The following is a 15,769-nucleotide window of genomic DNA, read 5'->3' as shown; positions in this document are numbered from 1 at the left end:
GCCTGCCCCGTAGGGGCGCTGACAGCCCCGGCAGCCAGAACTGGCCATGGCCATGGCCCTGAGGGCAGGCAACAGCAAAGACAACATCAGGAGTAATTCAAATGAACAATATGGAACACCACCTTAACTTCAGTGATTTAAACTCGAGCTGCCACAGCTCCCAGGTCCACAGCTCCAAGGGCATGGCTCAGTGCCGCCCAGGCTCCCGGGGCAGGTCAAGGGGCATGGCTTTCTTTGGCAGCATGGGAGGTGCCGGCACCTTATCAGCAGACGCAAGGCGCATAAATCCTCTGGCATCAGGCCGGATCATGCAGGCCCTGTGTGCTGCCGGTCTGCTGGTAAGCACCCTGCAGGCTCAGGCCCTTACTCAGGATGAGCTGGTAGCTCAGAGCGGCTATGAATATCACAGCTCTGCCGAGGACAGGCGCACGGCTGCAGCTCTCAATAAGGCACGTCAGCGCAGTGCCGATCTGGCCCGCCGCACTCCGCTTCAGGTCAGCAACGACTCTCAGGTACGCCTTGTGTATGGCAGCGGCATGCATACTGTGCTGACCACTCCTCTGCATCTGACTGCCATTGTGCTTGAGCCGGGCGAGCAGATTATTTCCATGGATGTAGGTGCACGTGAGTCATGGTCAATCAACCGCACTGTCAGCGGATCGGATGCGGGCATTGTTGAGCAGGTCATCATCAAGCCATTCAGCTCGGGCATGCATACCAATATGCTTATCTCCACTGACAGACGCATGTATCATCTGACCCTCAAGTCCACCGAGAAGGACTATATGCCGCTGGTGTCCTTTATCTATCCTCAGAGCGTGTTTGAAAATGTGCAGGCCCAGCGTGATCTGCTCAGCCAGAAGATGAATCACAGTGCCATTGCCACCTCAGCTCATCCAGAGGGAGTGGATCCGGCCGCTCTTGATTTTGCCTACGAGATTGAGGGCGACAGCAAGATTCAGCCGCTGCGCGTCTTCAATGACGGACTTAAGACCTATATCAAAATGCCTGAGCAGGTCATGAAGGGCAGACTGCCAGCTCTGGTGGTAGTGCACTCAAGCGGCATGATGAGCGATGACGAGATTGCTGTTACCAACTACCGTATCCGCAACGACAGCTTCGTGGTGGACGGCATACCGGATCACATGCGTCTGATACTGGGCAATGAGAAAAACGGCTCCCACATGAGCGTGGACATCACCCGCTCCTGAGCTCCGCCCCGGCCGCAGGCCCCTGCTTAAGCTCGGGCGCCCGTGCCCGCGCCTGACGTCAGCCCCCGTGCCTGCGCCGAACGTCAGCTCCAGCGCCCGCGCTGAACTGTGCTGACGGGCCTTCAGCCAGCATGGCACAGATTACCGGGGCCCGGCGAAATGAGATAACAGTATGTGCTGCACAACCTGGCATCATTTGATATGGCCAGAGCCACAAGCAGTCATAAGGATAACAGTCAGATAAGCCCTGAGTTCGTTTGACCAGGCACTCAAAGGACAGCATATGAAAAGCATACAGATAACAGTTTCCCACTCACCCCACACTAACAGCACCAGTGTCTCAGGTGCCCCTGGAGCTGACGGACGCAAGGTCAGCTCCGGCTGCAAGGACAGTAGCAACGTACACAGCCAAAGCACTGTCAAAGCCAGCATGCAGGGTGCCGGCCGCCCAGCTGCAGGCACTGCCGCTGCTGCCGGCGCCATGGCCTCATGTTCCGGATCAGCCACAGGCACAGGCGTAGCCTCTCTGGTAAAAAAGTCCCTGACCTGCGCCCTGTTCAGTGCCGGTATTATTGGCCTGAGCGGCTGCCAGATGCCTTTTGCTTTTGAGGAAATTCCTCCTGCAGAGATCATGGCCGCCCGTGAAAGTCAGCTTGACCGCGCCTATGGCAGCCTGCTTGAGTCCCTGAGCTCTGTATATGCCCTTAACAGCACTGCTTTTGCGGCTGTTGAGGACAGTTCAGATGACGCCCTGACCCGCGTAAACTGGCAATGCCTGAGACGTGCCCTGCAGCATAAGGGCGCCATGGTATGCACCGATCCGGGCAGCTGCCCGGCCGCTGCCGTACCTCTGCACAGCTTTGTCAGCAGCACAGGATCTGCCTCCGGCACCCTGGTAGAGCTCTATAACGACGATTTCTCCATTTCAGCTCTGATTGGACCTTCAGGCGAGCTGATGGGTCCTGCCGCCCTGCGCACCTCACTGCCTGAGCTTTATCCCGGTGCACGCGCTGAGGCCACAGCCGCCATTGCCGCAGCCGATGCCGCCGGCCATCCATCAGGCAGCGCATCCGGGGCTGCCATGAGCGCCCGCGCATCAGCCCGGCAGGGGCACGGCGCTGCTGCACAGGGCAATGCCGGTGCCGCACAGGACTCCAGCTTGCCAGCTGACTCCATCACCGGCCGCATGGCCCGGCTGCAGGGTGATTTTTACAACTACCTCACTGCCCTTAACCAGAATCTGGCACAGAGCAATAAGGGCATAGTAGTGCTCAGCGATGAAGACGTATCTTACTGGCATGATGCCCAGCCTGACGAGCCACGTATTCCGCTGCTGAGCGCCCGTAACGGCTCGAACAGACAGAGCCATGCCCGCCACGCACCAGCCGCCCGCGCAGCACTTGCCAAGGATCAGGCTGCTGTAAAGGTCAGCCCTGAAAGTGAGACCCTGAAGGTATCAGCCACATCCTCAGCCACCTCCTCAGCCTCTGGCACCGCCGAACACGCTCGGCCAGCTAACAGCCAGCAGAGCACAGCTGAGCAGAAGCTGCGCAACTTCAAATTTACCGCCCCGCTGCAAAGTGCCAGCAATGAAAACAGACTGATCGACAGCCTTGCCTTTACCCGTCAGGCCCTGCCTCAGATAGGCCTTGCTACCCCATTAAACACAGCCTCCTGGCAGCCTGTCTCAGCACACAGCGCAGGCAGCGCCCGCCCAGACCAAAAGCCACATGCCCTGAGCCTGGCAGCTGCTGCTGGCGGCGCTGACCATGCTGCGGCATCACCAGATAGCCATGCAGCTGCCGCAAATGCTCCAGATACCCATGCAACTGCCAGGGCTCAAGCCGCTCGAGCAACCGGCGCCCCGGCAAGTGAAGTAAACGCCTCTGCAGCATCTGTCCCTGCTGCTGTTGAACTGCTGTCAGCATCAGCTCCTGGCTCTGACTCTGCCCACAGCGCTCAGAGTGCATCAGCTTCACAGACAGCAAGGTCAGCCTCAAGTGCTGCTCTCTCAGGTACAACCGCAGCTCAGTCAGGTGATACCGCAGATGCCAGGCCAGGTGCAGCCGCAGCGCCAGTCCTTGCTCATATTCCTGAAGACCTCAGAGCCGCCTGGAACATGGACAGTGCAGGAGATTCTGACAAGGCCGTCTGTGCACAGCCTGATACAAAGACCACTGCATCACTGTCATCCTCTGCCCTGCTCTCAGGTGCAGCTCTTAACCATAGCGTGCAGTCCCACAAGTCTTCACAGCTGCAGGGAGCATCCCTGCTTATGCGCCGCCAGGATGACAGCCTTAATGCCGCTGTCAATTCACAAAGAGCCGAAGCTGACAGCTCAGGCAGGAGCGCACCTGTCACCTGGCTGCAGGCTGCAGCCTCATTATGACAGCAGCATGACAGTTCACAGTCTGGCCTTGCCATGCCAGGTAACGCAGCAGGCAGAGAAGATAACAGCAGTACTGCCTGAAAGAACATAAGGAATAAGGTTATGGAAAACCGCAATCAGACCGTAAAAGCCGGGCATATTACCCGCACCCCGCTGCTCATAGCCCTGGGCATTGCCTTTGTGCTTATGGGCCTTGGCTTTTATGTCAGCCTCAAGCGCACTTCAGCTCCTCCAGCTCAGCCACCTCAGAATCAGCAGCAAAGTTCAGCTCTTGAAAGTGCCGGCGGCTTTGTTGACTATCTTGAGGGCATGAGCAGTCCTGTTATGGCCTTAAGCCGTACCGCCCTTGAAAGCCAGGGCTCTGATGCCTTCAATATTGAGGATCTGCAAACCTATGTATCCCGCTATGAAAGCAATGACACCCCGGCACCAGTGCAGGCCCCAGCCGCTCCTGCAGCTGCTCCAGCACCTGCTGCCCTGACCCCGGAGCAGGAAATGGCCGCCCGCCTGCGCCAGATGCGCGATGACAGCATTATGCGTTCACTGCGTGCCCCGGTAGATATGAGTCCGCTTGCCAGGGGCACAGGTGCAGCCGGGGCGGGCGCCGCTTCCCAGGGGGCCGGTGCCTCCCTGGCAGCTGACTATGCTGCCGGTGCTTATGGAGCAGCTGGCGCTCTTCCACCTGCATCACAGGCCTATCTGAACTCAGCTGCCTTACGAATGAATACAGCCTCAGAGGCCCAGTCTTCCTATAACTCACTGGCAGCCGGTGGCGCTATGGGAGGTATGGGTGGCATGGGCGGTAGCGGTTCTGGCTATGGGGCCTCCGGAGCTTATGGAGCCTACGGAGCACACAGCGCCCCTGCCATGAATTCCCGCACTTTGAGTGCCTATAACGCCCTTGGCAACAGTGACAGTTTACTTAATACCGCAGTTGAGCCTGTGCTCAGCCCTTATCTGGTTCGTCAGGGAGCAGTACTGCCATGCGTACTTATGACAGGCATCAACTCTGACCTGCCAGGCATGGTTCAGGCTCAGGTTACCGAGGATGTATATGACAGTCCTCGCGGTGATCATGTTCTGATTCCCCGTGGCTCCAAAGTAACAGGACAGTATGCCTCAGCTCCCATGATGGGTCAGGAGCGCCTGATGCTGGCCTTTAACCGCGTTATCTTCCCTGATGGCCGTGCCATGAATCTTGGCGCCATGCCGGCAGCCGGTCATGACGGATGGTCAGGCCTCAGTGCCGATGTTGATACCCACTTCTGGTCCATGCTCGGTCATGCCGTGCTGCTGGGTGGCATAACAGCCGGTATTTCCCTGAGCACCGACGATAATACCCGCGACAGCAATGGCGAACTCACCCTCAATGGAGCCCTGTCTCAGAGCATGGGCCAGTCTCTTGGACGGGTAATGACTCAGGTAATTGAGCGCAATATGAACCTCTCCCCTACCTTAAAGGTTCAGCCGGGCTTTGCCTTCAATGTCACCCTGACCAAAGACATCTACTTTGACGCCCCTTACCACAACACCGCCGACCGCAACACTGCCCGCAGCGCAGCAGCCAGACAGTGGCGCTGACGGAAAGCCGGTCACGACAGTGCGGAACTGCGGCCGCAACATCATAAGCCTGACTCAGGCCAGGCAGTCTTAACCACCAGGCAGGCAGGCCTTCCCCCGCTGTCAGGACCGCCTGATATGCCAAAGTTACCAGCAGGCGCTTCACCGAGGCCTGCTGGCAGAAAAACAAACAGACATGCTTTAACACCCGAGCAATGAACCCATACTCTGCACAGAGTCTTACTTATCAGCACTGCAGTAACGCTTACCCAAACCGCAGTCGGGCTTAACGACACTTAAGCCGATCTTCCTGACAGGCTTTTCAGTAGCCCCTGCAGACAGACATTGCAGTGAGCTCTACCGACAGACATTGCAGCTGACGCTGCTTACTCTGCGAACCGACAATGCAGCTGACTATGCTGGCTCTGCGGACAGACGTTCAGCCTGCCCTTCAGACAGGCCTGAAAGTAACAGTAAGTCACATAGACAAAGCACGCTGATGCGCGCACCAGTCAGATAAACATAAGGATAACAGTCATGATTGCTACAGCCCTCAAATCAAATCTCACTTTCCCAGGCAGCAGCTCTGAGCTCAGACTGCAGCCGGCCTCCCCAAGCCGTCATATCACTCTTGCCAATGAGGCTGCCAATGAAAGAGTCTCTGACCAGTTCCATGTTATTGCCTCCCGTTACTTAAAGCACAGCGCTCACCTGCGCAGCGACCAGAACCCAGGCGTACAGGCTGGCAATGCAGCACTGCCTGATGCAGATAACTCAGCTGCTGTATCAGGCAGCGCTTGGACCAGCAGCGCAGGCATAAGCACAGGCACAGAAAGTAAGGATCCGCAGTGGAGCTCCCTAATCCTTGGAAGCGGCATTGCTCTTGAGCCGGTGCTGCGCCTTATGCCAGGCCGCATGCTCTCTCAAATGCGTCACTGTCTTACCTCTCTTGCCCTTGCAGCATCTGGCAGCGACCAGATTACTTTAAGCGCCATTGCCCTTAAGCTGCGCGCCCGCTGTGCCTTCATGCTGCGCCGCATGGAAGAGGGCGAAGTAAGCTGCAAGCTGCTTGACCTGCCATTGCTCAAAGCTCCAGGCAAGTCAGCATCTTCTGCCCAGCCAGGGGCCTGTGCTGCCAGTCATGTAAGTAGCATTGATCCGGCGTGTGCTGCCAATACCGGTTGTGAATCTTCTTTATGCAGAGAAATGCACACAGTGAGCTGTCAGGGAGAGTTTACTGAGAGCATGGACTCCATGCTCTCTGCCCTGCCTGCAGTGACAACTCTGGGCAGAACCCAGTATGAGGCAGGCCACTCAGGCTCCCTGTGTGCAGCAGAGATTGCTGGTAAGGCAAATACCGCTGTCGATGAGGCAGGGGGCGATGCCGGTCATGGCACTGGTCGTGATGTCGGCCATGATGCCGGTCATGATGCCGACCATGATGCCGGCCATACAGGTTCACGCCAGTTCTTTGCTCACAACGCACGCATGATTGTGGCCGCCCCTGATCCAGCCGCAGACTGCGACTGCACTGTCTTCCCAGAACCTGGCCATGATGCTCAATACTACAGCCATCTGCGCGGCTGTCTTGCCCACTACGGACTGCAGGTTAAAAGCGCCAGCCGTTTAAGTGGAGATCTGGACCAGCTCTGCTCAGTACTGACCTTTATCAACTCCCTTACCGGCCTTGATGCCGACAGCGCCACTGTAAGTGCCATTATGGGCTTTGCAGATACTGCAGACACTGCACTCACTGAAGAAAACCCAGTCACCTCAGATACTGCAGACACTGCACTCACTCAAGACTATCCAGTCATCTCAGGTACAGATGCCCCTGCAGTCACTTCTGTTACCTCAGTTACCACAGCAGGCAGCAGCTGCACTGGCCTTGACGGCAGTCTTACTTATGGCAAGAGCAGCCACGACGTCAGCTGTGCTGGCGCTGCAAACAGCTGTTCTGCCGCTGCCAGCGGCAATGGTGGACAGTACTGCATCGAAGGCAGCGGCATCACCGGCGGGCACAAGGGAGCACTTGCTCACATCAGAGAGGCCATGGTGGTTCATGTTTTACGCAAGCTTGAGAGCTGGCGTACTACCTGCCGCACCGGTGAGGCCATGACAGCACTGATGCTCGTTGAGCAGGAGCTGGGCACAGCTCAGATTAATGCCCGTGCCCGCATGTCAGCCGTACGTGCTCATGGAATGCTCGGTGATTTGATGGGACTGGACCTGCCTGATGAACTGCTGACCTTTCTGGAGGCTCCAGCTCACGACAAGGGCAGCTCCGGCGTATCAGCTGTAAGAGCTGTGGGCACCATGGAATATGGTTCCGCCATGGCGGGCAGGACTGAACTCAATGCTCATGAGCTCGAGTATGAGCGTAAGTGCGAATGCGGGCATGAGCATGAGCGCAATGGAGATAAGGAGCGTAAAACTGAGCGCGAGCGTGAGCGTGCTAAGAATGCACAGCCGGTCAATGAGGTGATTACAGGATGGGACTGCACCTGGGCGGGCAGCATGCAGATGAAAGAGGTGCTCAGTCTTATTCCGCGCGACAGCGTGCTGGCCCGGGCCTTCTTTGATCCGGCTGCCCATGGCTGTGTCAGGCTCAAGGCACATATCAGAGACAGTCTTAAAGGCAAGGGAGTGGGTACGCTGCGCAAGCTCATTATCGATACCATTATTGACCTTTGTGACCGTGCCGCTGCTCTTATTGAGAACACAGCCGAGCAGCTGCGCTGGAGAGGCAGTGGTGCTCTGTTAAATGTCAGAAGCATCCAGGGTGATGACCTTGATGAAATGGTTGAGCTTAATATGCGCCGTGCCCGCATTCTGGCACTGAGCGCCGAAGCCGCCTGCTGCAGCCATGATTATGCCCTGCGTCATACAGTGGACAACGGTATGGGCTCACTACAGCACTCAGAGCAGGAGCGCAGGCTGCAAACAGGCTATGAGCAGCGCCGCAGCCGCCTGCTAAAGCTCATGCACAGCGAACTTTCACAGCGCTACTTAAGCCACCTGAGCAGCATGGGTATAACTCCACGCAGTGACAGTGCCCAGTACAGACAGTGCATGACCCTCAGTCAGCGAGCCCTTTATGCACTTCAGACCCTGCCTGCCAACAGCACTGTGGGCCGCTTCCATGCTCTGATTATCCTGTGCCACTACCTTGAGCAGCACGCCCGCAACAACGGCGAGCTGATCCGCAGCTGCGTCAGCCTTGCCAAAATCCCGGTACCACAGGTACAGGCCCATCAGGCCAGACCTCAGAGGCAATCAGCAACCGATTCACAGCACCAGAGCCAGCGCCCGAGCCAGCGCCAGCATCAGCATCAGCCGCTGCAGCCCCAGATGCTGCAGCCAAAGATGCAGTTGCAGCTGCATAACAGACCTGTGCAGCCAGTCGCTCAGAGCAGCTCCATACATAATTCATTTTACAGAGCATCTGCCTGTTATCAGCAGGCTTACACAGCCCAGACATCTGCAGGCACGGCATTTAACTGATAAACGCTTTATTTTATGTTTTAGATATGAATCTTCATATCAGGTCACCATCAAGTCATACAGGCGCAAAGCCGGTCACTTCCCTGACCGGCCATAAAGCAAAAACCAGGTAATTGCCGTAATCACTGTACTTATAATTTTATGGAGTATCTGCAATGACAGTTTTCAACCAGCATTTTTCATCAGAGCTTTCATTCAAGGAACACACATCACAGACCACCTCACAGGAACGCTCATCACAGGATTCCTTCCCGGAACACTTATCACAGGCTTACTCCGAGGAACATTTTTCACAGTATTCCCTCCCGGAACACTTTTCACAGGCTTACTCCGAGGAACATTTTTCACAGTATTCCCTCCCGGAACACTTTTCACGAGCTTCATCCCAGGAACACTTATCACAGCAAGGCGGCCCGGACGTCGCCGTCGACACTGGCGCGGGCGCGGGCGCTGTAAAGACTGCAGAGCACCTGACCGCAACCCATGGCAGCAGTCTTACAAAAACCTTGAGGGGCGCTTTGAAAACAGGACTGAGCGCCGCAGCAATCATGACAGCAGTTGCCAGCTTCAACACAGCACATGCTGCTATTCCAGTTATGGATGCTTCGGCACTTAACGAAAGCGTAATGCAGCGCATTATTTCCATTGAGCAGTGGGCCCGTGACAATATCAATCAGGCCCGTCAGATACAGGAGCTGCTTTCGGGCAATAACATTGCTCATGACACCCAGAATCTTATGGACAGAAACTATGTCATGGACAGCAAGGAAAGCTGGCAGAACATTGCCCGCATCAAGGAGCAGTCCCTGTCCATGCTCTATGCCTCGCGCTCTGCATGGGAGGAGTTTGGTTCGGCTCAGCAGTATCTGGCCTCCTTTCAAAAAGCCAGTGCCTGGAGCAAATGCATGCAGGCTGGCAACTGCTCGTTTTCCCGAGTTCTGACCGAACTTGAGGACAGCACCATTTCTCAGGCCATGGAAGCCTTTGAAATGTCACAGTCCATGAATATCAAGCTTCAGGAGCAAATTGACCAGGTTCAGGCTCTGGTAGTTGAAAGCCAGTCCACAGCAAGTCAGGCCGGCACTCTTGATGCCCTTTCCAAGATTAACGGTTCAGCAGCCCTGTCCATGATTGACCTGAACAATCAGATAGCCCTGCTTACCCGTCTGCAAAGCCATGACCTTGCCCGTCAGAGCAATGTCCGCCTTGCTCAGGAGGGCTATCTCAAAGAGATTACCCGCCATGTTGAGCGGGCCCCTGATCGCCTGCCTCTGCAAAGCTTTATGCAGCGCCACTGACAGTAAGGAGCATCTTTATGACACCATTAAACCAACAGCTCCTCAAAGAGCAGGAAAGCAAGACCATAACAGCAAACACGACCCATTCATCCACTTCCAGCCCCATGACAGGCCTCAGTGCGTCCTCCAGCCCCGGCATCGGCGCCTGCTCCGGCACCGTTGTCTGCACTGCGTCTGGCACCGCATATGGAGCCAGCGCTGGAGCCGGAGCCGGAGCCAGCGCTGGAACCGCAGGCAGCGCTGCAAACAGCGTGTTTGTGCTGATCCGCGCTCTGGGCTGGAGCGCTGGCCGTGCCATGAGGCTGTGGGACTTATGTGCAAATGGCCGACTTATGACAGGCTTTATGCTCACTGTGTTGCTGGCTGTTACGGGCAGCAGTGCTCAGGCTGCACCTGTGATTTCTGATGTGATAAGCATTTCTCAGACAGTGCAGTTTCTGCTGGGAGAGCTGCTTTTGCTGCACCAGAGGCTGATTTTCTACGCCAATAACTTCATGGTCTATATATTCACAATGGCTATTACCCTTGAGGGCATAAAGCTGATTTTGCGCCATCGCACCCTGAACACCTTCGTACTGTCATTTGTACGCATTATTCTGGTCTTTGGCATTATCAAGGTACTGATACTGTCAAGTGACCTTATAGCCCCGGATCTTGTTGCTACCGCCCTGCGCCTTGGTGGCGATAACGCCATAGTGTCAGGTGACATTTCAACAGTGATAGGAGAGATCTTTGCCCTGATTGAGGATTATGCCCGCAGCATTATCTCAACCAATGTCATCTTCTTCTTTATCTTTGTCTCCATCATCTACGTATGCATTCTGGTACTGGTGGTCTACTACATTCTGCTCTTTTTGAACGTCTACCTGTCCTGCTCCTTTGGCATGTTCACCATAACCTTTGCCGCCTTTAAAACCACCAGGCCTATTGCATGGAGCTATATGCTCCACCTGCTTGGTCTGATGGTGCGCATTGCCGGCATGAGTGCCATGATCTGCATGTCTCTTGAGGTCATCACCACCCTGATGATTAAAATGCGTTATGCAGCCCTGATGGGCCAGATTATCAGTGTTCAGGATGCAGGACTCGTATGCCTGCTGGTAGTGCTGACAACGGCCGCCTGTATTTATGCCCCGGGCAGACTGGCCAGTATGATTAAAAACGCGCCATTAAACATTTATCGCTGACTGCAGGCGGCCTCAGGCCGCCTGTTTGCTTTATGGCAGCCTGAGGGCACAGCCAGTGACGCCGCGTCCCGCTTCCTCACCCCAGCCGGCTGCCACATGCCCAGCTGCCTGCCACATGCCGTGCCGGCTCCATCCTTGCGGGCATGGCGGCGCCAGCCATCCTCACCGTCATCCGTCCAGCACGCTGTAGAGCAGCCCATGCCCCATGGCTGCATGCTTATGCATCAGACGCCCAGTGTGCTGCCCCCGGTGAACAGTATGGTGGCAGCCTGACTGACGCGGTCTGAGGGTGCACTTACGGCCGGATATTTACATTCTGTTAACAGGCTTTATTCACTCTTTAGCGCTCATCTTCCCATCACAAAGCGTGATCCGGGCCAAACTTTTATCGCATTATTTTGGTGCATTGCTAAACAATCATATACTGCCATTCTTTTGCCTTTTGCTTAACCTTATCGAGAAAATTAGTACTGCATGGGTTTTTATGCAGTTCAATTGGGCATATACTTTAGCAACAGACTCTTAGGCTTGACTCCCCATCGACCACGCACGGGATCAGGAAGAAATTCACACTATCCTTGCTGCCTTATTTACACAGTCCTGTCCTTATCATGCTGTGCTCCCTTAGCCTTATGTATTACCGGCTCTGAATCTGATCAGGGCAATACATATTGAGGCAGCTGCAGATCCTGTCGCGCCCTGCACTGGACCTATCCCTTTTTAAAGTAGTTGTGCGCGTGCCGTCGGAATCGAAGCTTATCTGTTCTCAGGTTCAGTACCTGTTTCCCTCATCACTCTGGATAATACCTCCCAGATTTCCATGCTTATGTCATGACATGCCCATGCCAGGACCTGTTCCTGTCATGCTCTGTCAGCACAGCTCCGTGCAATGACATGCTCTGCCACGCAGTTACATGCTGCCGCCAATGCAGTGTCATACTCTGCGGTGCAGTCACATCCTCTGCGGTGCAGTGTCATGCTGTTGCCCGTGAAGGGTCAGCACAGCCCCGTGCAATGGCTTTCGCTGCCGCGCGGTGCCCGGGCATGATACAGGTGCAGTGACATACTCCAGTCATGTTCATGGCATTACCATGGCTTTCTCAACTCACAAGAGGATTTGAAACTGGATGCTTCCCCGGTATACAGTGCATGGCAGATCCCCGTCTGAGTTAGCACCAGAGCTGACGTCCGTCAGATTTGCCGGCATTTATCTTATACAGAACTCTCTATTAAGCTAAGCCGTAATCTCCAGACTGGTGTCTGCTTTGAAAGTGGCATGAATCCGCCTGCACTAAGGTTCGTGCAGGTATGCTCTTTTGCCAGGTGATGATGCAAATGCCTGCCATGGCTGGTTTCCGCTGTTTTAGCAGAGCCATGACAGTAACTGAAACAGTTTGCTGATGTGCTCACTTCGGAAACTGGAGGTCTCTGTGAACTGGAAGGTTGTTTTAGCCATCATGGTGTGCAACGTCGTTCTGATGTCTGCAAGCTATACCATGCTCGTCCCTTTCCTGCCGCTTTATCTGCGCAATGAACTTGGCACCCCTGAGGAATCACTTAACATGTGGTCCGGCGCCATTTTCGCCATTTCCTTTGCCGTCTGTGCCGTCATGGCTCCTATCTGGGGCAAAATGTCCGATTCCAAAGGCAAGAAGCTGATGCTGATACGCTCAAGCGCTCTGATTGCCGTTACCTATTTCTGCGGTGCCCTGGTGCAGACACCTGGCCAGCTGTTTATGGTGCGTGTGCTGCAGGGTTTTGCCGCCGGACTGTGGCCTGCCTCACTGGCTCTTACCTCAGCCTATACCCCGCAAAACAAGGTGGGCGTAAGCATGGGTATCATGCAGAGCGCACTTATTACCGGCAACATTATCGGACCTCTGTTTGGCGGCCTGCTGGCTGAATCCTTTGGTATCCGTGCCTCATTTTTCATTGCCGGCGCAGCCCTGTGCATCATCACGGCCATTACTGTCATCTTCATCAAGGAGCCTCCAAAATCTCAGGATGAGCGCACCAAAGTCAAGGTCACCTACGGCGATCTCCTGCGCCGCGACGGTGTAGGCATTATCCTGCTGGCAGCTGGTCTTACCACCATGGTTATCATGCTGCTGCAGCCTATCATGACTCTGTATATTGCAGAGCTCCGCCACAGCGATGATCACCTGATCCTCATTTCAGGCATAGTATTCTCCCTTTCAGGCATTGCCGGAGCCATTGCAGCTCCTATATGGGGCCGCCAGGGCCAGGCTGTGGGCTTTTACCGCACCATGCTCGCTGCCCTTATTGCATCCGGTATCCTGATTGCCGCACAGTTTATTCCAAACACTCTCATACCTTTTGCCGTTCTGCAGTTCTGTGTTGGACTGGGCTTTTCAGGCATTTTCCCTTCGGCAAATGCCATGATTGTGAATGTTACCAGCCCGCTGGAGCGTGGTTCAGCCTTTGGCATGCTCTTCTCCTCTCAGCAGGTTGGCGGTGCCATAGGACCACTGCTCGGAGGCGCTATTGCCACCTGGATTAACCTGTCAGTTATCTTCCTGCTTTCAGGTCTGATTCTGCTGGTTATTGCCCTGCTGGTTTATCTCAAGGCCCCTCAGTCCCTCAAGGTACCTCCTCAGAAGGTCGCCAAAGAAACACCAAGTCATGACCTTATTGACAGCATTAAAAAGCAGGCTGCTGAGGAAATTGCCAGCGGTGCTGATCTGAGCACCCAGAAACAGAAGAACAAGGAAGAGGGCGTACCTGTGGTCACTGGACCTGATAAGGATGCAGCTGCAGGTACCGGCTCAGTAGTGGCAGGAACCATATATGGCTTTGGCGAAGAAAAGCGCTACCACAAGGTCACAGCCCCTGATGAAAAATAGGCAGTCGCTGCTCTTTCAGGAACTGCCTGCGAGTACGAAAGCAAAGCTCATCACCACACTGATGAAGCCCTGGTAACGGCTGCCAGTGTCATCGCAGCATCCCTTGAGGCCGCAGCTCAAAAGAGCGCAGCCCAGGCTGCCGTCAGCGTCCCGGCCGCAGCTGCCCAGGCCGGTGCAGCCCTTGCCACCGCTTCGGCCGCAGCATCTGCCTCAGTCGGTGCCACCTCTGCCTCAGCTGACGCAGCTGCGACTCAGGCACTGCTGCAGCTGAGCACATAGCCTCTGAAGTTATCATAGATGTCACACGAGCTGACGACATGAATGATGAGCAGCTGAGCTCAGTTCTCGATCAGATAATGCAGGGCTCACCGGGCTGCGATGCGGCTGCTGCCGACAGCATCAGTGATCTGCAGGCTTCATCTGACAACAGCCCTGCTTCAGATGCTGTATCTGAGCAAGACACAGCCCCGGCAGCTGCAAGTGATTGCAGCGATGCTCCGGCAAGATAAACGCTCAGCCACCCAGCCGTCCCAGCAGCAGCCCTGCAGCTGATCTGCCATCCCTGCTGCTGCCAGGCTGTGCATGCGTCCGCATGAGACGGGCAGGGACCAGGGCCTGCGCATTTTTATCTGCAAAAGACCCGCAAATGCACAAATTGCCCACTTTTATGGCGCCTGCCCTGAAAAGGTCAGCTCACATCCCAAAATTTGTACGTTTATTAAACAGCATCAATGCTTACTGCACGACCATACTCACTGAAATTACTGCAATACTTTACTCACTGTCGACCACCGGACATGCTGCGTACTGCAGCACCAGTGCAGCACAACTGCAGAGCCACTGCATCGGCACTGCAACTCACAGCCCATACGCCCGGAAAAACTCCAGCCAATGCTGTAACAGCTGCCAGAGCTGCATGATTCATCAAACCCAAAGCCAGACACAGCCAAAGCCAGGCACAGCATGGCTGGCCAAACATCCTCCCTGCTGAGCATTTGCACTCCATTCCTGCAGGTATCCACAAACATGTGAACCAGACGTATAAATAAGGAACACTCAGGACAGAGCCTGTCATGAGTAATGGCGTCAATATGCTGCCATGACTTGACATATGCTCATTGCGATCAAGAGTGCAGGTCATCCTCCATGTCCCTACCTGGCAAGGTCGAGCACCAGCCAGAACCAGCCATAGCCTGGTCGAGCATCTGCCAGCTCCTGTCATGGCCAGGTCGTGCACCAGCCAGAACCAGCCATAGCCTGGTCGAGCATCTGCCAGCCCCTGTCATGGCCAGGTCGTGCGCCAGCCAGAACCAGCCATAGCCAGGTCGAGCATCTGCCAGACCCAGCCATTGCCGGGAGTTTCAGCTGCATGAGCAATCCATTGCCGGTTTGACTGCTTGAAATAAATGATTTGCAGATCAGGCTATGACGCTTATGTCATCAGCCCAGCTTCGGCATAGGCAAAAGGACGACTATGTATGGAGAGCGGTTGTGCCATAAGGCACTTCAATTTTGCTGCCTGTATCAGCTTCATCTCATGTAGCCATCTTGTATCCAAAACAGCATATGATGCTGCTTTGAAAACTGTTAGGCCGGGTTTAACTGTAGCGGCATGTACCTGCTGTTATAGCCATGAAAGATGGCTCAGGAAAATATCGTAAAACAAGATACAGATCATGTTTATAAGCTCATATTCCTGGTAATCTAACCACTGGTACCCCAGGCTGCATAGAGACCTGAACCTGGTGTATCAGAA

The 15,769-nt window shown here is 55.1% G+C and carries 8 protein-coding genes; all 8 read left to right on the top strand.

Annotated elements, in window-relative coordinates:
• Positions 1 to 101 precede the first annotated feature (101 nt).
• Positions 102 to 1,211 carry a P-type conjugative transfer protein TrbG gene (trbG, locus tag MXE39_RS09830; protein WP_246978516.1) on the top strand — a complete coding sequence of 370 codons (1,110 nt, stop codon included), beginning with the start codon at positions 102 to 104 and terminating at the stop codon, positions 1,209 to 1,211.
• Between the two features lie 283 nt (positions 1,212 to 1,494).
• Positions 1,495 to 3,600: a hypothetical protein gene (locus tag MXE39_RS09825; RefSeq protein WP_246978514.1), complete on the top strand. Its 2,106-nt coding sequence runs from the start codon at positions 1,495 to 1,497 to the stop codon at positions 3,598 to 3,600.
• A gap of 102 nt (positions 3,601 to 3,702) precedes the next feature.
• Entirely contained in the window at positions 3,703 to 5,181 is a 1,479-nt protein-coding gene (locus MXE39_RS09820; RefSeq protein ID WP_246978512.1) for a TrbI/VirB10 family protein, read from the top strand.
• 516 nt (positions 5,182 to 5,697) lie between these two features.
• Positions 5,698 to 8,664 (top strand): hypothetical protein, encoded by a 2,967-nt coding sequence (locus MXE39_RS09815; protein ID WP_246978510.1) that lies wholly within the window; start codon positions 5,698 to 5,700, stop codon positions 8,662 to 8,664.
• Between the two features lie 518 nt (positions 8,665 to 9,182).
• Positions 9,183 to 9,962: a hypothetical protein gene (locus tag MXE39_RS09810; protein ID WP_247074027.1), complete on the top strand. Its 780-nt coding sequence runs from the start codon at positions 9,183 to 9,185 to the stop codon at positions 9,960 to 9,962.
• Positions 9,963 to 9,979: 17 nt separating this feature from the next.
• Positions 9,980 to 11,149 (top strand): hypothetical protein, encoded by a 1,170-nt coding sequence (locus tag MXE39_RS09805; protein WP_246978507.1) that lies wholly within the window; start codon positions 9,980 to 9,982, stop codon positions 11,147 to 11,149.
• 1,430 nt (positions 11,150 to 12,579) lie between these two features.
• On the top strand, positions 12,580 to 14,013 hold the full coding sequence (locus MXE39_RS09800) for an MFS transporter (protein WP_246978505.1): 1,434 nt from the start codon (positions 12,580 to 12,582) through the stop codon (positions 14,011 to 14,013).
• A 317-nt stretch (positions 14,014 to 14,330) separates the two neighbouring features.
• Positions 14,331 to 14,522 (top strand): hypothetical protein, encoded by a 192-nt coding sequence (locus MXE39_RS09795; RefSeq protein ID WP_246978503.1) that lies wholly within the window; start codon positions 14,331 to 14,333, stop codon positions 14,520 to 14,522.
• The last annotated feature ends 1,247 nt before the right edge of the window (positions 14,523 to 15,769 follow it).

This window comes from Anaerobiospirillum sp. NML120511, from assembly GCF_023050955.1.
GTDB lineage: Bacteria > Pseudomonadota > Gammaproteobacteria > Enterobacterales > Succinivibrionaceae > Anaerobiospirillum.
The sequence above is the reverse complement of the archived record's forward strand: the minus strand, read 5'-3'. Positions and strand labels throughout refer to the sequence as shown.

Coding starts and splice junctions, on each gene's coding strand:
- MXE39_RS09825 (WP_246978514.1), top strand. CDS start 1,495: ATGAAAAGCATACAGATAACAGTTTCCCACTCACCCCACACTAACAGC.
- trbG (WP_246978516.1), top strand. CDS start 102: ATGAACAATATGGAACACCACCTTAACTTCAGTGATTTAAACTCGAGC.
- MXE39_RS09820 (WP_246978512.1), top strand. CDS start 3,703: ATGGAAAACCGCAATCAGACCGTAAAAGCCGGGCATATTACCCGCACC.
- MXE39_RS09795 (WP_246978503.1), top strand. CDS start 14,331: ATGAATGATGAGCAGCTGAGCTCAGTTCTCGATCAGATAATGCAGGGC.
- MXE39_RS09805 (WP_246978507.1), top strand. CDS start 9,980: ATGACACCATTAAACCAACAGCTCCTCAAAGAGCAGGAAAGCAAGACC.
- MXE39_RS09815 (WP_246978510.1), top strand. CDS start 5,698: ATGATTGCTACAGCCCTCAAATCAAATCTCACTTTCCCAGGCAGCAGC.